General features: G+C 64.3%; 12 protein-coding genes. 2 read left to right on the forward strand and 10 right to left on the reverse strand.

What is annotated here, in order from left to right:
• Positions 1 to 20: 20 nt before the first annotated feature.
• The gene (locus MTX35_RS16755) at positions 21 to 317 is read left to right on the forward strand and encodes a hypothetical protein (RefSeq protein ID WP_243596067.1); all 297 of its coding nucleotides are present in this window, start codon (positions 21 to 23) and stop codon (positions 315 to 317) included.
• Positions 318 to 326: 9 nt separating this feature from the next.
• On the opposite strand, the gene MTX35_RS16760 is transcribed toward MTX35_RS16755, so the two are convergent.
• Positions 327 to 1946, reverse strand: a complete 1620-nt coding sequence (locus MTX35_RS16760; protein ID WP_243596068.1) for an alkaline phosphatase — start codon at positions 1944 to 1946, stop codon at positions 327 to 329.
• Positions 1947 to 2067: 121 nt separating this feature from the next.
• On the opposite strand from MTX35_RS16760, the gene MTX35_RS16765 reads away from it, so the two are divergent.
• Complete coding sequence (locus MTX35_RS16765; protein WP_243596069.1) at positions 2068 to 2490, forward strand: VOC family protein; 423 nt, start codon at positions 2068 to 2070, stop codon at positions 2488 to 2490.
• Positions 2491 to 2514: 24 nt separating this feature from the next.
• Here the strand turns inward: MTX35_RS16765 and MTX35_RS16770 are convergent, their stop codons facing one another.
• The 9 genes from MTX35_RS16770 to MTX35_RS16810 all read right to left on the reverse strand — a co-directional run bounded on the left by MTX35_RS16770 (position 2515) and on the right by MTX35_RS16810 (position 18880).
• Positions 2515 to 3054 (reverse strand): hypothetical protein, encoded by a 540-nt coding sequence (locus MTX35_RS16770; RefSeq protein ID WP_243596070.1) that lies wholly within the window; start codon positions 3052 to 3054, stop codon positions 2515 to 2517.
• 91 nt (positions 3055 to 3145) lie between these two features.
• The gene (locus MTX35_RS16775; protein ID WP_243596071.1) at positions 3146 to 3535 is read right to left on the reverse strand and encodes a VOC family protein; all 390 of its coding nucleotides are present in this window, start codon (positions 3533 to 3535) and stop codon (positions 3146 to 3148) included.
• A gap of 164 nt (positions 3536 to 3699) precedes the next feature.
• The gene (locus MTX35_RS16780; protein ID WP_243596072.1) at positions 3700 to 7656 is read right to left on the reverse strand and encodes a DNA-directed RNA polymerase subunit beta'; all 3957 of its coding nucleotides are present in this window, start codon (positions 7654 to 7656) and stop codon (positions 3700 to 3702) included.
• Positions 7657 to 7752: 96 nt separating this feature from the next.
• On the reverse strand, positions 7753 to 11259 hold the full coding sequence (gene rpoB / locus MTX35_RS16785; protein WP_094665727.1) for a DNA-directed RNA polymerase subunit beta: 3507 nt from the start codon (positions 11257 to 11259) through the stop codon (positions 7753 to 7755).
• A 525-nt stretch (positions 11260 to 11784) separates the two neighbouring features.
• On the reverse strand, positions 11785 to 14361 hold the full coding sequence (locus MTX35_RS16790) for an aminotransferase class III-fold pyridoxal phosphate-dependent enzyme (protein ID WP_094665775.1): 2577 nt from the start codon (positions 14359 to 14361) through the stop codon (positions 11785 to 11787).
• A gap of 215 nt (positions 14362 to 14576) precedes the next feature.
• A complete protein-coding gene (locus MTX35_RS16795; protein WP_094665726.1) occupies positions 14577 to 15533 on the reverse strand; it encodes a hypothetical protein in 957 nt (318 codons plus the stop codon).
• Positions 15534 to 15590: 57 nt separating this feature from the next.
• Positions 15591 to 16283 (reverse strand): hypothetical protein, encoded by a 693-nt coding sequence (locus MTX35_RS16800; protein ID WP_094665725.1) that lies wholly within the window; start codon positions 16281 to 16283, stop codon positions 15591 to 15593.
• Positions 16284 to 16367: 84 nt separating this feature from the next.
• Complete coding sequence (locus tag MTX35_RS16805) at positions 16368 to 17615, reverse strand: MCE family protein (RefSeq protein ID WP_068283782.1); 1248 nt, start codon at positions 17613 to 17615, stop codon at positions 16368 to 16370.
• Positions 17612 to 18880, reverse strand: coding sequence for an MCE family protein (locus tag MTX35_RS16810; RefSeq protein ID WP_027498220.1), 1269 nt, complete (start codon positions 18878 to 18880; stop codon positions 17612 to 17614). Before MTX35_RS16810 ends, MTX35_RS16805 begins: the two co-directional genes overlap by 4 nt.
• Between the last annotated feature and the right edge of the window lie 27 nt (positions 18881 to 18907).

Consider the following 18907-nt stretch of genomic DNA (forward strand, 5'->3'; position numbering starts at 1 on the left):
GCACCATCGCCGACCGCGACGTGGAGAAGCGCTGGAGCGACCCCGGTGCCCTCCGCAAAGCTGCGGGATACTCTGCCGGCGTCGTAGCGGTGGCCGCGGCGCTGACCGCGGTGTTCCTCCTCGTCGACCGCACCAATCCGGTGTTGGCCGCGTCGGTTCCTGCGGTGTGCTTCCTCGGCGGCATCGGGGCTCTCACGTTGGGATACAAGTCCTACCGCGCCGGTGGCACCTGGCCGATCTGGCAAGGCGCGGCATGGTTCCTGTTCACCGTGATGCTGCTCGGTCTTGCAATGCCGATGTTCGCGATTCGTCAGTGACCGTCGGCGTCAACCGAGCTGAATCTCGGGGCGGCCTTCGGGGACGGTGACGGTCGCGGCTGTGCGTACCGCCTTGCCTGGCGTCGACACCGCATCGAGAACCCTGACCTCCGAACGCCATTCGGTGTTCGTCAGCGTGCTGCGGAGATAGCCGCGTCGAGCGTTGCCGTACTTGACGTGCGGTGAGGCTTCGGCGATGGCCGCACCCGCGGTGTCGACATCGGCACCGTCCTTGCCCGACGCGATCGACGTGGTCGCGATCTCCACACCTTGGATCGGCGACGCCTGATCCTGGTAGTCGCGGCGCAGTTCCGACACGATCGTTCGATGAATGTCGCCGACGATCGACGCGACGTTCTTCGTGCCACGATCCCGAGCCCCGTCCAGGATGCGATGCCGCGAGGCCTCGTATCCGCTCCACGGATCCATCCCGACCTTGCGATCGCTGCCGAGTCCGCGGGCCAGATCGGAAATGACCGTCTGATGCGCCAAGAAGTTCCACCTCGACGGTGATGCGAACCCGTCGAGAATCCATTGTTCCTGTGCCGCACCGGTTATGGTCCGCGACGGATCAGCCGTCTCGGCGTCCTGCGCATGCTCGCCGTCCCCGTGCGCTTGATCGCTGCGGTACTGCCGCGTGTCCAGCACCGAGAAATCCACCAGATCGCCGAACGAGAACCGCCGATAGACCGTCATGTCCGGCCCGACGGGCTTCAGATTCGCACGAACAGGGGTGTTCTCCCACCACGCCTTGAACGCGTCGGCTCTGCGCAACAGGAACTGCTTCGGATCGTCATCGTCTTGGCTGATCTGCGAGGCCCAATTGTTGTCCACCTCGTGATCGTCGAATGCGGAGACGAACGGTGCCGAGGCATGAGCGGCAGCGAGGTTCTCGTCCGCCTTGTACAGGGCATACCGATCCCGATAGTCGCCCAGCACCATGGTTTCTCGAGCCGCCGACTCGGTGCGTGGCTCGCCCTTGCGTGCGCCCTCGTCCTTGATGGCGTACTCGTAGATGTAGTCGCCCAGAAAGAACACCACATCCAGGTTCGACGCCGCCAGATCCTGGTACGCGCCGAAGTAGCCGTCCTCCCACTTCTGGCACGAGGCCCACGCGAAATCGAGCCTGCTGAGCGGCTGACCCAGTGCCGGTGCCGTTTTGGTGCGTCCCACCGGACTGGCGTGCGGGCCGACGAGGAAGCGATAGAAGTACTCACGAGCCGGCTCCAGGCCCCGGACGTCGACGTGTATCGACCAGCCGTCGAACTCGGTGGCGAGCTCGATGCCTTCGCGGGTCATCTGCGCGAAGTTCTCGTCCGCCGCGATCTGCCACCGCACCGGCACAACGCCGGGAGTCATACCACCCAGCGGGGCAAAAGGATCGGTGGCGAGCCTGGTCCACAGCACCACCGAGTCTGGCAGTGGGTCGCCGGATGCCACGCCGAGACGGAACGGGTAATCGGGCGTCACCACGGACTGCGCACCCGCTGTCGCTGTGGTTCCTGCGAGTTCGGGAGTGAACGCCAGCGCTCCCACCAACGCACTCCACGTCAGGAACTGTCGACGCGTGGCCCCCGCCCGCAAGGAGATGTCCTGACCGATCCGTACCTCGTTAGCCCGTCTCACCATCGTTCGAGGGTTTCGCACCAGGGCGAACTGTGCCCGTCATCGATCGAACGGCGAAGTGAACACGAAGCTTTCTTTGCATTCAGGACCGAAGCCGTCCGCGATGTCGGCAACACTCGAGCGCATGACAAACACCGACCGCACAGGCTCCCAGATCGACCACCTCAACACCGGCGTCGCCGATCTCGACGCCAGCGCCGAGTTCTACGGAGCTGTACTGAAACCGCTGGGGATCACCGAGATCATGCGGGTACCGCACACCCCCGAAGCGAACCAGCTCGCCATGATCGCGTTCGGTTGGGCGCAGGTGAAGCCCTTCTTCTGGATCGTGGACGCCCCGGGTTCGGCCATCGGACCGCATACTCATCTCGCATTCAGCGCCCCGGATCGCGACACCGTCGATGCCTTCCACGCGGCGGCGCTGTCGGCGGGAGCGGTCGAGTTACGACCTCCGGGCCTGCAGCCCGAGTACCACGCCACGTACTACGGATCCTTCGTTCGCGACCTCAACGGCATCGACCTCGAGGCCGTCTGCCATCACGAATGAACAGTCGAACGCACCCGCGGCCGGTCAGCTACTACCGAACATCGGAGGCAGGACGGGTATCGCCGGGACAGGGTACGCAGCAACGTTCATGACCACGGTGCCGTCGCAGTAGCCGCCGTAGATCGTGGTCTCCCATACTCCCGTCAAGCTGCCGTCGGGTTGCGGGGTGTAAGTGGCTACCGAGCGGGCATCGTTGTAGTCCTTGGGAACGCCTTCGCCCTTGAAGCAATCCCACACCCAGTCATAGGTGTGCACCCAACTCGTTCCGTCCCAGATGTAGTCGATCGGGCGGTTCTGGAGAGACTCGTTCGCCGGTGGTGGACCGGCGACAACGGAGGCGACGCACTCTCCATCGGTGCAGTCGGAGGCGAAGGTGTACACGTTGGAGAAATCCGGTTCGCGCTGCGACGCCGCCGCGCTCGTGCCGGTCTTGCTCGCTGCGAACCGCATCAACGAATAATCGCCGGACCACAAAGGCTCATCACCGGGTGCCGCACCGGCCGGGAGGGCTCCCGCGACGATCCACGCCATGACCATCGCGAGCACGAGCACAGTCTTTCGCATTGGGCAACGATAGCCGTCGAAACCCCGCGCCGAGCCCGAGACGACGAAGTTCGCCGTACCGGCAATGCGCTGAAGATGGGCCTCCCCAGGGTCAGGCCTGAACGACCCACACCATATTGCCGTCGGGATCACGAAGCACGAACATCGGCGGCGCACCGTCCTCTGTCCCGGAGATTGCGTCCATATCGACACCGCCGATCGCGCTCAGTCGCGCATGTTCCGCCCCGACGTCGGGAGTTTCGACACCGATCGAGGACCCGCCGGGCGAGTCACCCATCGGCGGATTCAGGGCGAGCCGTGCCGTCGAACCGGGCGGTGCCACCTCGACCCACCGATACTCGCCCTCGGGGCCGAAACGCGTGTCATCGCGCAGCTCGAAGCCGAGCACACGTGAATAGAACTCGAGGGCCTTGTCCTGGTCCGCGACGGTGAACATGGCCACGCCGATGTTCACGATGGTGCTGGGTGTTTGGTTGGTCATGTCGGTACGGACTCGCGTCACGCGGAAAACTCACCGCTGCCCCTGTATACGACAAAACCCCGCACCGACCGAAGTCGATGCGGGGCTTTGGCTGCTGGCTCTGTCGTCGTGAGCAGAAATTCGTAGTGGGCTACGAAGTTCTGCTCACGTGCGACGAAGTCGCTCTAGCGGTATTCGTTGGAGAAACCGTAGTCGTCGAGCGGCACTGCAGCGCCGGTTCCCTGGCCGAAGCCGTCCGGGCTGTAGTACTGATCGTCGTACGACGGCACCGCGTACGCCGCGGCACGTGCCTCTTCGGTCGGCTGCACCGTGATGTTCCGGTACCGGTTAATGCCGGTACCAGCCGGGATGAGCTTACCGATGATGACGTTCTCCTTGAGACCTATGAGCTTGTCGCTGCGGCAGTTGATCGCCGCGTCGGTGAGCACACGAGTGGTCTCCTGGAAGGACGCTGCCGACAGCCACGAGTCGGTGGCCAGCGACGCCTTGGTGATACCCATCAGGACCGGACGTCCGGCTGCGGGCTCGCCACCCTCGGAGACGACGCGACGGTTGCTCGACTCGAATTCGCTGCGCTCGGTGAGTGAACCGGGCAGGAATTCGGTGGAGCCGCTGTCGATGATCGTCACGCGACGGAGCATCTGGCGCACGATCGTCTCGATGTGCTTGTCGTGAATCGACACACCCTGCGACCGGTACACCTCCTGGACCTCGTTGACGAGGTGGATCTGCACCTGGCGAGGACCCATCACGCGCAGCACCTCGTGCGGATCGGCAGCACCTTCCATGAGCTGCTGGCCGACCTCGACGTGGTCACCGTCCGCCAGAAGGCGCTCGGTGCCGTCGTCGTGCTTGAAGACGCGCAGACGCTGACGCTTGGAGAGCTTGTCGTAGACAACCTCTTCGCCGCCGTCGTCCGGAACGATGGTGATCTTGTAGAAACGATCGCCGTCCTCGAGCTGGATGCGTCCCGACACGTCCGCGATCGGAGCCTTGCCCTTCGGCACACGTGCCTCGAACAGCTCCTGCACGCGAGGCAGACCACCGGTGATGTCATCTCCGGCGACACCACCCTGGTGGAAGGTACGCATGGTCAGCTGGGTTCCGGGCTCACCGATGGACTGTGCGGCAACGATGCCGACGGCCTCACCGATGTCGACCAGCTTGCCGGTGGCCATCGAGCGGCCGTAGCAGGTGGCGCAAACGCCGGTGCCGGTGGTGCAGGTGAGCACCGAGCGAACCTTGACCGACGTGATGCCCGCAGCGAGCAGCGCGTCGATGGCCGGGTCACCGAGATCGTGTCCACGAGCGACGATGACCGTGCCGTTCTCGTCGACAGCGTCGTTCGCCAAGGTGCGGGCGTACGTGCTGGTCTCGACGTGAGCGTCGCGGATCATCTTGCCGTCGGCCGTCTTCTCGGCGATCGTCGTGACGATGCCGCGCTCGGTGCCACAGTCGGTTTCCCGAACGATGACATCCTGCGAGACGTCGACCAGACGACGCGTCAGGTAGCCCGAGTCGGCGGTACGAAGCGCCGTGTCGGCCAGACCCTTACGAGCACCGTGCGTGTTGATGAAGTACTCGAGGACCGTCAGGCCTTCCTTGAAGGAAGACTTGATCGGACGCGGGATGAACTCACCCTTCGGGTTCGTCACCAGGCCCTTCATACCGGCGAGCGAGCGAACCTGAGTCATGTTTCCGGCTGCGCCGGACTTCACGATCATCGGGATCGGGTTGTCGTCGGGGAAGTGGGCCTCCATGGCCTTACCGACCTGCTCGGTCGCGTCCTGCCAGATCTTGACCAATGCGGAGTTGCGCTCGACCTTGTCGAGTGCGCCACGCTGGTACTTCTTCTCGATCTGATCGGCCTGAGCCTCGAAGGTCTCCATGATCTGCGGCTTCTCCGGCGGCACGAGGACGTCGGAGATCGAGATGGTGACACCCGAACGCGTGGCCCAGTAGAAGCCTGCGTCCTTGAGCTTGTCGACGGTCTGTGCGACGACGATCATCGGGTAACGCTCGGCGAGATCGTTGATGATGGTCGACTGACGCTTCTTCGGCATCTGCTCGTTGACGAACGGGTAGTCCGCCGGCAGCAGCTCGTTGAAGAGAACGCGTCCCAGAGTGGTTTCCGCGGTCCATGCCTCGCCACGGGTCCAGCCCTCGGGGAACAGCTCGTTCTCGATGTCACGCGGCGGGCGCTGCGTGGTGAGACGAACCCGAATCTGCGACTGCACCGTGAGCGATCCACGGTCGACGGCCATCTGAGCCTCGGCCGGGGAGGAGTACGCCCCGAACTCGGCCGTGTCGGTCTTGGCGTCGGCGCGCTCGCCGACAGCACCGGCATCGAGACGCGTCAGGTGGTACAGACCCGTCACCATGTCCAGACGCGGCATGGCGAGCGGACGGCCCGATGCAGGCGAGAGGATGTTGTTCGACGACAGCATCAGCACGCGTGCCTCGGCCTGAGCCTCGGCGGACAGCGGGAGGTGGACAGCCATCTGGTCACCGTCGAAGTCGGCGTTGAACGCCTCACACACGAGCGGGTGCAGCTGGATGGCCTTGCCCTCGACGAGCTGCGGCTCGAACGCCTGGATGCCCAACCGGTGCAGGGTGGGTGCACGGTTCAGCAGCACGGGGTGCTCGGCGATGACCTCTTCGAGAACGTCCCACACCTGCGGACGCTGACGCTCGACCATGCGCTTGGCCGACTTGATGTTCTGCGCGTGGTTCAGATCCACCAGACGCTTCATCACGAACGGCTTGAACAGCTCGAGGGCCATCAGCTTCGGCAGACCGCACTGGTGCAGCTTGAGCTGCGGGCCGACGACGATGACCGAACGGCCCGAGTAGTCGACGCGCTTGCCGAGGAGGTTCTGACGGAATCGACCCTGCTTGCCCTTGAGCAAGTCGGAGAGCGACTTCAGCGGACGGTTACCCGGTCCGGTGACCGGACGTCCACGACGGCCGTTGTCGAACAGGGCGTCGACCGACTCCTGCAGCATCCGCTTCTCGTTGTTGACGATGATCTCGGGAGCACCGAGATCGATCAGACGCTTGAGGCGGTTGTTGCGGTTGATGACGCGGCGGTACAGGTCGTTGAGGTCGGACGTCGCGAAACGGCCACCGTCGAGCTGCACCATCGGACGAAGCTCCGGTGGGATGACCGGGACAGCGTCCAGGACCATGCCCATCGGCGAGTTACGGCCGGCCTGGAATGCGGCCACGACCTTCAGACGCTTGAGCGCGCGCAGCTTCTTCTGACCCTTGCCACTGCGGATGGTCTCGCGAAGAGACTCCGCCTCGGCGTCGATGTCGAAGGTCTGCATGAGCTTCTGGATCGACTCGGCACCCATGGCACCGGTGAAGTACTCGCCGTACCGGTCGATGAGCTCGCGGTAGATGAGCTCGTCGACGATGAGCTGCTTGGGAGCGAGCTTGGTGAACGTGGTCCAGATCTCTTCGAGACGATCCAGCTCACGCTGCGCGCGGTCACGGAGCTGACGCATCTCGCGCTCGCCGCCGTCCTTGACCTTGCGGCGCACGTCGGACTTGGCACCCTCGGCTTCGAGCTCGGCGATGTCGGCTTCGAGCTTCTGCGCACGAGCCTCGAGATCGGCGTCGCGCTGATCTGCGACGGCCTTCTTCTCGACCTCCATCTCGGCCTCGAGCGTCGAGAGCTCGTTGTGACGGAGCTCGTCGTCGACCGTGGTGATGACGTAGGCAGCGAAGTAGATGATCTTCTCGAGATCCTTCGGAGCCAGGTCGAGCAGGTAGCCCAGACGCGACGGCACACCCTTGAAGTACCAGATGTGCGTGACCGGAGCGGCCAGTTCGATGTGGCCCATGCGCTCACGACGCACCTTGGCGCGAGTGACCTCGACGCCACAGCGCTCACAGATGATGCCTTTGAAGCGGACGCGCTTGTACTTGCCGCAGTAGCACTCCCAGTCCCGGGTGGGGCCGAAGATCTTCTCGCAGAAGAGGCCGTCCTTCTCGGGCTTGAGCGTGCGGTAGTTGATGGTCTCCGGCTTCTTGACCTCGCCGTAGGACCACTGACGGATGTCGTCCGCAGTGGCAAGGCCAATGCGAAGTTCATCGAAGAAGTTGACGTCGAGCACGTAACTTCCTTTCCCCGTTATGGGTGTTGTGCTGGAAGAGCAAATGAGAAGAACGCCTGCCGGATCCGCACTGGGCGGATCCGGCAGACCACAGAACTACTGAGCGAGGTCGTCGACCGTGGCAGCTTCGTTGCGGGAGAGGTTGATTCCCAGGTTGGCTGCGGCACGCTCGAGGTCTTCGTCGTCACCGTCGGCCATCGTGATGGCTGCGCCGTCCGAGGACAGCACCTCCACGTTGAGGCACAGCGACTGGAGCTCCTTGAGGAGCACCTTGAAGGACTCGGGGATACCCGGCTCCGGGATGTTCTCGCCCTTGACGATCGCCTCGTACACCTTCACGCGGCCGACAACGTCGTCCGACTTGATGGTGAGAAGCTCCTGCAGCGTGTACGCGGCGCCGTAGGCCTGCATGGCCCAGCACTCCATCTCACCGAAGCGCTGTCCACCGAACTGCGCCTTACCGCCGAGGGGCTGCTGCGTGATCATCGAGTACGGCCCGGTCGAACGAGCGTGGATCTTGTCGTCGACCAAGTGGTGCAGCTTGATGATGTACATGTAGCCCACCGACACCGGGTACGGGAACGGCTCGCCGGAGCGGCCGTCGAACAACGTGGCCTTTCCGTCGGAGCCGACCATCTGCTCGCCGTCGCGGTTGGGAATCGTGCTCTCCAGCAGGCCGGCGAGCTGATTCTCCTTGGCACCGTCGAACACCGGGGTGGCGATGTTGCTGTCGGCCGGAGCCGCCAGCATCTCCTCGGGCAGACGCTCGGCCCAATCGGGCTTGCTGCCGTCCGCGGCGATCTGCACGTTCCAACCGGTCTTGCCGATCCAACCCAGGTGGGTTTCGAGGACCTGCCCGATGTTCATACGACGCGGAACACCGTGGGTGTTGAGGATGATGTCGATCGGGGTGCCGTCGGGCAGGAACGGCATGTCCTCCTGCGGGAGGATCTTGCCGATGACGCCCTTGTTGCCGTGGCGGCCGGCGAGCTTGTCGCCGTCCTGGATCTTGCGCTTCTGAGCCACGTAGACGCGGACCAACTCGTTGACGCCGGGAGGCAGATCGTCGTCGTCGTCGCGCGAGAAGACGCGGATGCCGATGACCTTTCCGTTCTCGCCGTGCGGAACCTTGAGCGAGGTGTCGCGAACTTCGCGAGCCTTCTCACCGAAGATGGCGCGCAGCAGGCGCTCTTCGGGGGTCAGCTCGGTCTCGCCCTTGGGCGTGACCTTTCCGACCAGCACGTCGCCGTCACGAACCTCGGCACCGATACGGATGATGCCGCGCTCGTCGAGGTCAGCGAGGACCTCGTCGGAGACGTTCGGGATGTCGCGAGTGATCTCCTCGGCACCGAGCTTGGTGTCGCGAGCATCGATCTCGTGCTCCTCGATGTGGATCGAGGTGAGAACGTCCTCTTCCACGAGGCGCTGCGACAGGATGATCGCGTCCTCGTAGTTGTGGCCCTCCCACGGCATGATCGCCAGCAGCAGGTTCTTGCCGAGTGCCATCTCACCGTTCTCGGTGCAGGGGCCGTCGGCGAGGACCTGGCCGGACTCGACGCGCTGTCCCTCGTCCACGATCGGACGCTGGTTGGCGCACGTGCCCTGGTTGGAACGCGCGAACTTGCGCATCCGGTAGGTCTTGCGCGATCCGTCGTCGGCCATGACCGTGACGTAATCGGCGGAGACCTCTTCGACGACACCGGTCTTCTCGGTGATGACGACGTCACCGGCGTCGACAGCTGCACGCAGCTCCATGCCGGTACCGACGATCGGAGCCTCGCTGCGCACCAGCGGGACGGCCTGACGCTGCATGTTCGCGCCCATCAGGGCACGGTTGGCATCGTCGTGCTCGAGGAACGGAATCATCGCGGTCGCGACGGAGACCATCTGTCGCGGCGAGACGTCCATGTAATCGATGTCGTCGGACGAGACGAACTCGACCTCTCCACCCTTACGACGGACGAGAATCTTGTCCTCGACGAAGTGACCCGAATCGTCGACCGGAGAGTTCGCCTGCGCGAGCGTGTGGCGATCCTCCTCGTCGGCGGTCAGGTAATCGACGTCGTCGGTGACCTTGCCGTCGACGACCTTGCGGTACGGGGTCTCGATGAAGCCGAACGGATTGACGCGTGCGTACACCGAGAGCGATCCGATCAGGCCGATGTTCGGGCCTTCCGGGGTCTCGATGGGGCACATGCGGCCGTAGTGCGACGGGTGAACGTCGCGGACCTCGAGGCCGGCGCGCTCACGAGAGAGACCGCCGGGTCCCAGTGCCGACAGGCGACGCTTGTGCGTCAGACCCGACAACGGGTTGTTCTGGTCCATGAACTGCGATAGCTGGGAGGTTCCGAAGAACTCCTTGATCGCAGCGACGACGGGACGGATGTTGATCAGGGTCTGCGGCGTGATCGCCTCGACGTCCTGAGTCGTCATACGTTCGCGCACGACGCGCTCCATGCGGGACAGGCCCACGCGGATCTGGTTCTGGATGAGCTCGCCGACGGTACGCAGACGACGGTTGCCGAAGTGGTCGATGTCGTCGACCTCGACCGGAACCTCGACGCCGTCGGGTGCGGTCATCGAGGTCTCACCTGCGTGCAGACGCACGAGGTACTCGATGGTCGCGACGATGTCTTCCTCGGTGAGGGTCGACGCCACGATGGGCTGACCCGAGTTGAGGCCGAGCTTCTTGTTGATCTTGTAGCGACCCACGCGAGCGAGGTCGTAGCGCTTGTCCTTGAAGAACAGGTTCTCCAGCAGGGTCTGCGCCGACTCCTTGGTCGGCGGCTCGCCCGGACGCAGCTTGCGGTAGATGTCGAGGAGCGCCTCGTCGGTACCGGCGGTGTTGTCCTTCTCCAGGGTGGCCATGAGGATCTCGGAGAAGCCGAAGCGCTCCGTGATCTGCTCGGTGGACCAACCGAGAGCCTTCAGCAGCACCGTGACGGGCTGACGACGCTTGCGGTCGATGCGGACACCGACGGTGTCGCGCTTGTCGACGTCGAACTCGAGCCATGCACCGCGACCGGGGATCACCTTGACGCTGTGCAGGTCCTTCTCGGTGGTCTTGTCGATCGAATGATCGAAGTAGACGCCCGGAGAACGCACCAGCTGCGACACCACGACACGCTCGGTGCCGTTGATGATGAAGGTGCCCTTGTCGGTCATCATCGGGAAATCACCCATGAAGACCGTCTGGCTCTTGATCTCACCGGTGTTGTTGTTGATGAACTCGGCCGTGACGAACAGCGGAGCCGCGTACGTCATGTCCTTGTCCTTGCACTCATCGGTCGAGGCCTTGACCTCGTCGAATCGTGGGTCGGAGAAGGAGAGAGACATCGAGCCCGAGAAGTCCTCGATCGGAGAGAGCTCGGTCAGGATGTCCTCGAGTCCACCGGCGACACTGCTGTCTCCGCGGGCGGCGGCACGGTCACGCCAACTCTGCGCACCTACCAGCCATTCGAACGAATCCGTCTGTACATCGAGGAGACCGGGTACCTCCAACGGCTCGCGAATGTTCGCGAACGAAACCCTCCTCGGGGCTCCCGGTGTTCCGACAACTGCCTTGGTCTGGCTAGAGACTGCCAAGATGCGTCCTTCCAGCACCTCACGCGGGTCGCTCGTGCAGTGCGACCGCCGCTGTATCTGTTTGCTATATGTGGGGCGAATTTCGGCTGGTGCAACCAGACCGAATCCCCATCACAGCGGCCCGAAAACGTGCTTTCGGGTAACAGCGATCGAGAGGTGGACAGGAGGCAGCCAGCGCAACGTCCAAAGGTACCCCAAATGTGCGCAGAGCGCAACGGGGGCATCAAAAGTAGCACCCGGGGTCCATTCGTGCGCTGACTCGACGAAAGCGTGTCGCCTGCCGTACGCCCGATGCCGCTGCGCTTCAGAACCGCTGGGGGTGCTCCTGACGACAAGAGTGACCCTTGAGCCTTCCTTCGTCAAGAGGTTCGGCCCGATCCGTTTTCCGTGAGACCCGTTTTCCGTGAGACCGCACTCGAACCGGTCGCGTCGATGGACCATTGCACCGCCGAGACGTATGCAAGGGTCCATTGACGCAGACGGCAGGGGCGGGGGCGGGGCGGGGCTGCGGGCGGGGACACCGACGCGCCCCGCCCCTGCCGACTACCGGGCGCTCTCCCGCCACCGCGTGGCCTCGGCGAGCGCGAAGCCGTGCAGATCGGCCAACTCACCCAACCGTTCGACGCTCTCGCCGTCGAGGGTGGCCCCGACACTGCGCAGTCCGAACTCAGCCGACAACGCGATCAGCATCGTCTCGGCCATACAGGCGTAGGTCAGCCCAGGAGCCAACCCGTAGGTCAGCCCGAAATCCGAACCCGCCGGCACCTGCACGATGCCGCCGTCGAACACCGTGACGTCCGGCCGCTCACTGCGCACGTCCCGGCCGATGTTCGGCGGCTGCGCCACATCGCAGACGATGGCACCCTCCATCAGATCCGTCGGATCGATCAACGCATGTGGTGCCGACGTCGCAGCGATGACGATCAACGAATCATGCACCGCAGCAACGGGATCGGTGAAGAACCCCAGGTGCCGCGACCTGATCAGATCGTCCAGATCACCGTCGACAGCGTGCGCGGCGGCGGCCAGCTCCCCCGACCCCGCACCCGCCCGAGCGCTCGCCACCATCTCCTGCGCAGCCGCCCACAGCTTGGGAGCGATCACCGAACTCTCCCCCTGCCTACCGACCAGCACGACGGCACCGACCTCGCCGGCCAACTGCCTGCCGATGGTTCGCCCGATCGCCCCGGCGGCACCGAGAATCGTCACCCGAGCCCGCGCGACATCGATTCCGCGTTCACGGCACACGCGTCGAACAGCCCGCAGACTGGCCGCAGCGGTGAACGTGTTGCCGGTGGTGATGGGACGCGTCGTCGCGCCGAGACCCAACCCGTTGACGGTGATCACCGACGAGTAACCGCCCAACCCGACGACCGTTGCACCGCGTGAGATCGCCAGCTCGACGGCACCGCCCACCACTGCCAGCGCACGCTGGGTCGGCAGCTGCAGCAACTGCTGAGAGGTGTACGGCAGCCCGATCAGATCACCGTGCGCCGTCGCGTCCCCGCCTCCGACGACCCGGCCACTGCCGATGACGAACGACGCGGGTTCGAGCTCGGACGTCGACGCCGCGAACCGCTCGAGCAAGTCCTGTCGCTCGGAGTCGTCGAACACCTCGAGCGCCGGGTCGAATGCCGCGAAGAACCCGAGATCGAGGGGATGTGCGATGAACGCGAAACGTCGATCGGTGGGCCGTACCGCGATGTCGGGGGTACGCCCGGGACGCAGCGCCGCGAGGGCAGGCGGCGTGGCGACGGTCGGACGGCCCAACAGGTGCCCGAACAATCCGTCCATGTCTCCCGCTGCCGCGTAGCCCAACGCCCGGTCCAGTGCTGCGACCAGACGCGAGCACTGCACCCCGGACACCGTGAGCGGCGGCTCGATGCGAATCACCCTGTTGCCGAACAGAGTCGGAGCCACTCGGATCCCCTCGACATTGAGCAGGTACGAGCAGATCACCGCGGAGAGGTTGTGCTGATCTGCGATCGATCCGAGCAGCGACTGCCGTCCGACGAAGTTCACGTCCGCGGTGAGTTCGATGCCCAGCAACAGTCCGCGGCCGCGTACCTCGGTGACCACCGACGGATACTTCTCGGCCAGCGCGCTCAGATCGTTCTTCAGCCGATGGCCGAGTACTGCCGCATTCTCCACCACCGCGCAGCCGTCCCGAGTCAGTTCTTCGAGTACCGCGATACCCACCCGTGCAGCCAACGCGTTCCCCGCGAAGGTCGACGTGTGCCGTAGCGCGAAGCTCTCCCCCACCAACTCCGGGCGGCTCAGCACCGCGCCCACCGGCACGATCCCGCCACCGAGCGCCTTGGCGAGAGTAAGAATGTCCGGCACCACGCCGTCGTGCTCGGCTGCGAACATCCGGCCCGTCCGGCCGAGCCCGGTCTGCACCTCGTCGAGTGCCATGAGCACCCCGTGCCGATCGCAGATCTCCCGCACGCGGCGCAGGTATCCGTCGGGCGGGCACACCACTCCACCCTCACCCTGAATCGGCTCCACCAGAAACACTGCATAATGCCCGGGTGCTGCCGCCAGGGCCGCGTCGAGCGCATCCGAATCCCCGAACTCGATATGATCGAATCCCTCGACCGGAGCGCCGAAACCGTTCTGATACTTGATGTTTCCCGTCGCAGACAAGGCACCGAGGGTCTTACCGTGGAAACTGTTCGCGGTGGTCAGCACACCCAGCCGCCCGGTGTGCGCTCGGGCGATCTTGAGCGCGACCTCCGTCGCCTCGGTACCACTGTTGACGAACGTCGTTCGCGTCAACCCCTCGGGGGCCAAGCGCCCCAACCGATCTGCCAATTCACCGGCCGCGCTCAGCACCGAGGGCTGCACGAAAATTGCCTCCCCGCTGCAGCGAACGTCGTTGACCGCCTGCCAGATCGGAGTGGGACCGTGCCCGAACGGAAGGGCTCCGTACGCCCCCGCGAAGTCGAGATAGCGTCGGCCCGAGGCGTCGAACAGGACCGTCCCGTCGCCGCGCACGTACTCGCGATCCAGGTTCAGCGCAGACAACAAGCGGTACAGTTCGGGATTGACGTGCTCGGCAAAGCCCGATCGACCGGACCGGGATTCCAGCACGGAAAAATCGATAGTTGTGTCAGTCATGACCAGCATGCTCCGTTTTCATCGGATCCACCCCTGGCTGTCCGAGCGTGAAAATGGTTGTCCCGAACAACCAGGGCTCGTCCCAACCAGGACGCAAACGCGATGGTTGCTCGGCCCGAAGTCGGTGAGAGACGGCCGAAAACGATACGAAAAAACCCCGTCCGCGCAGGGCTTCTGCGTCGAACGGGGCCTGATCGAGCTATTGGTTGGAGCGACTATTGATCGTCGATGGCCGAGAGCTTCCAGGAGCCGTCGACCTTCTCCATGTTCACCGTCAACGGGCCCTCGGCGCTGCCCGACGCGACGCCGTTCTGCGTAGCGCTGATGTTCACATTGGCGAGCAGCTCGGCCTTGTCGTCCTCCAACCGCGTGACACCGATGTCCGTCACCATGGCCTCGGTACCCGTATTCGTTTGCACCACAGCAGATTTGGTTGTCTCAGCGGTGGAGTTGAACTCGTCGAGCATCGACTGATTGAGAACAGCGCGGGCCGCATCGAAATCGGCATCGATCGTCTCGGCCTTGTACGTGTACAGGGTCTGCAGCGCATCGGTCGCAGCCGAAGTGACCTCCTGGGTGGCCGCGGAATCCACCCACGCCGCATTGTCGATCGTGGCGAACGGCTTGAACGCGGCAACGGCAGCGAACGCGCCGAGCACCACGGCAATCACCGCGACGACGATCACGTGCTTGTAGCCGATACCCGACACCGGTCCGGAGGACGAGGCGCTTGCGATGGAGTCGGCAGCAGACTTGTCGGTTGCAGACTTGTCGGTTGCAGTTTTGTCGGTTGCAGGCTTGTCGACCGAAGGCTTCTCGGTTGCAGACTTGTCGGTTGCAGGCTTGTCGACCGAAGACTTCTCGGTTGCAGTTTTGTCGGTTGCAGGCTTGTCGACCGAAGGCTTCTCGGTTGCAGACTTGTCGGTTGCAGGCTTGTCGACCGAAGACTTCGCGAGTGACGGCTTCTCGGTCACAGGCTTGTCGGTTGCGGGCTTGTCGAGAACCGGCTCGGTCGGCGTCGTAACGGCCTGCGACTCGGCGGCCGCCGATCCCTCGGCGTCGGTCGACGCCGTGTCGGTGTCGGCTGCAGTCGGCTTCCCGGTGCCGGCCACCTTGCGTCGAACCTTGCTGGTGGTGGTGGGTGGAACGATCTTGCGACGCTGGGGAGGCACTACAGAACTCCTTCGAAACTCACTTCGGTACAGACGGAAAACACCACTGCCAGATTCTCAGTTACCGCCGGAGTCCGGCTCGGGAGCAGGCGTCGCGTCCGTACCGGGGTCGGCCGCATTCGGATCGGCGGCATTCGGATCGGCGGGGCCGCCCGGTTCGTTCGGGATGACGGGGTTGGTGCTGGGGTTGTCGAGCGAGATCCGCGAACCGATCGGGTCGACCTTGTTGGTCTTCCACACCCCGTCGATCTCTTCCATGGCCAGGCTCATCGTCAGCTTGCTGCGCTCGATGCGGTCGGGCCAGGTAGTGGTCGTCGCGATGACCACGAGAGCGGTGGCGGTGTTCTCGTCCGTGCTCAGCTCGGTCAACGTTCCGTGCAGCACCTCGGCGTCGCTCTTGGCACCGGACTGACGAACCTGGTCGGTGATACCCGACCGCGTCTGCTCGAGGTCGTTGAGCATCAGGTCGCCGGTGATGGACGACTTCATGTTGTCGAACGACTGGTCGATGTTGGCCGCGTCGACAGTGTTGAGGTTGACGGCCGCTTGCTGAGCGCCGGTGAGAGCAGAGTCGCGGGTGTCCGCGGTGGGCTTCTGACTCAGCAACGCATTGCCCCAGCCGTATCCGAAGAACACGGCCGCTGCGAGGGCCGCCACGGCGATCACCGTGACGACGGCAAAGAGGATTTTCGCGGTCTTGTTACGCCCTGGAGTCGCTGAGGACTCCAGGGCTTCGGTGCTCGAGTTCACACTTTCCACCCTACTACTCGGTAATATCCGGCCGAACCACTCTCGGCCCGACGATAGTGCTGAGCAGCAGTTCCACCGATTTCACTACTTCGGCGTGACGCCGATCAGCGGTGCCAACTGGGTGGCAATGGGGTTGAGGTTCAGCTTCTCGGGATCGACCTTGGGCTTGAGGTCCCACGGCTGCGGCACGTCCGGATCGGCGAACACGATTCGGTTCGCGCTACGAACACCGGTGACGCTGCCCTGCGGCGTAGCGCAGTTCGCATCGAGGTTCAGCGGGTAGTTCTCCCGCGTCTCGTCGAAGTTCGGATTCTTCCGCTTCTCCTCGTCCAGGATCGCCTGGCTGCCCTCGTAGCCGACGGTGCACGGCGGCGGGTTGTTGGTTTCGAGCAACAGACCCTGATGGATCGTGCCGTCGTCCGGGACGATCGTCGAGATACCGGCACCGAGTGCAGGCAGGAACGTCAGGAACGGACGAAGCGCAACGTACCGAGGTTCGGCCTGAGCAGCAACCAGGGCCAGGTTGTTGATATCGGTCGTCAGAGCAGGACCCGCATCGGTGATGAGGCCACCGAGCTGGTCGCCCGCCGCAGTACCGGTATCGATCAGGCGACGGATGTCCGGATCGCTCGACTTCAGCTGAGCCGTCACCTCGTCCAGGCTGGTACTGAACTGTCGAATCAGGTCCGACTGCTCGGACTGCGTGTTCAGCACCGGCACCGCATCGCGAACCAACGCGAGCGTCTGCGGCAGGGCCTCGTTTCCAGCCTCGGAGATGTTCCCGAGCGAATCGACGAGAGAAGCGAGATCGTTGCCCTTACCGTCGAATGCGACGCCGAGCTCGTTGACGACTCGCGTCAACGTCTCCAGCGGTACCGACCGAACCAGCGTGTTCGTGTTGGCGAGAACCTCTTCCACCGGCACCGGCGTGGTGGTGTCGGCCTGCGCAATCTGTGACCCTTCGACCAGGAACGGGCCCTGATCGGTCTCGGGCTGCAGGTCGACGTACTGCTCACCGATTGCCGATCGGTTGGCCACGACGGCCTTGGTGTCGGCAGGGATGTCGGGGCCACCGTTGTCGAGCATGAGCGCGACTCGGATGCCGTCCTCGGTCAGTTCCAGATCTCCGACGGTTCCCACCGGGACACCTCGGTAGGTGACCTCGGCGTTGGAGAAGATGCCACCGGAATCGGCGAGGTTCAGATCGACCTGGTACTGCCCGAAGCCGAGCATGTTGTCAAGTCGCACGTACTTGGCACCGACATAGACCGACCCCAGTACGGCGACCACGACGAAGAGGACCAATTGAATGCGAACCAGTCTCGATCTCACTGTCCAACTCCGAATCGCTCGAGCAGATCGTTCAACGGTGCGAACGGATCGGCCGGTGCGGGCGCGGCGGCCGCCGCTGCCTGCTCGTTCGCAGGTGCACCAGGGCCGGGAACCGGTGACGGGATGATCGGCGGCAACGGCAGCAGCGAGATCGTCGGCCAACCCGGGCGCGGTCCGTTGCCGTTGTAGTACGGATTCGACGGGTCGACGACGGGCAGCGTGTTGCCGTACTTGGGCTGGATGTAGACCGGATCGCCCTCCCCGACGCCGAAGTTGCGCAACGCAGTTCCGATCGACAGGTCGAGCGAAAGGAACAGGTTCGCCGAGTTGCCCTCGATGATTTTCTCGGTGCCGTCCGCGAACGGCAGGGTGGGGATCACCGCGAGCGAGCTCACCACGTCGTCCGCCGAATCGGCCAGGGCCTGGAGCGTGGGGCGTAGTGCCCGCAGGTCCGCGATGAGATCGTCCTTGGAACGGTCGATCACGTCGGTGCCGACGGCTCCGAGACGGTCGAGCGCTCCGAGCATCTCGGTCAGCTGCGGGCGCTGCTGCTCGAGAACCTCGGTGGCGATCGGCAAATCCTTCAGCACTGCGTCGATCTTGTCGGTCTGCGTGTTGACGCGGCCGCTGAGAGTGTCCAGCCCGTCGATGGCGCGGGTGATGTCGTCACGCTGCTGGTTGAGGCCGTCGATGAGGGTGTTCGCTTGCTGCAGAAGCTCTTTGGTTCTGCCTTCGCGACCGTCGAACGCCGTGCTCAGTTCCTTGACGATCGGCGAGAGCTGCCCGACACCGCCGCCGTTGAGCAGCAGCGAGAGCGCACCGAGTACCTGTTCGATATCGGTGGCATGGCGGGTGCGATCGAGCGGGATCGTGGCCCCGTCCTGCAGACGCGCTGCTTCCTCGTCGCCAGGAGGTGCCGAGAGCTGCACGAACTTCTCGCCCAACAGGTTGGTCTGTTGCACCGATGCGATCGCGTTGGCCGGAAGGTCGACGTCGGAATTCAAGATGACGTTGACGTCGGCGGTCCAGCCGTCGTTCGGGACCGTTATCGAGTCGACGCGGCCGACCGAGACGCCGTCGACCTTCACGGTCGACTGCGGGACGAGGTCCAGTACGTCGTCGAACTGCACCGTCAGGTTCAACGGGTTCTCACCGACGTCGGCACCGCCGGGCAGCGGTATCGCGTAGATGCCGGCCGACGAGCATGCTCCGGCCGACAGCGCCACCACGCACGCACCGGCTCCGACCACCAAAGAACGCTTCACTCGAGCTCGATTCCGATTCACAGAGGC

The sequence above is a fragment of the Rhodococcus sp. ARC_M12 genome (genome assembly GCF_022810385.1).
In the GTDB taxonomy this organism is placed as follows: Bacteria; Actinomycetota; Actinomycetes; order Mycobacteriales; family Mycobacteriaceae; genus Rhodococcoides; species Rhodococcoides navarretei.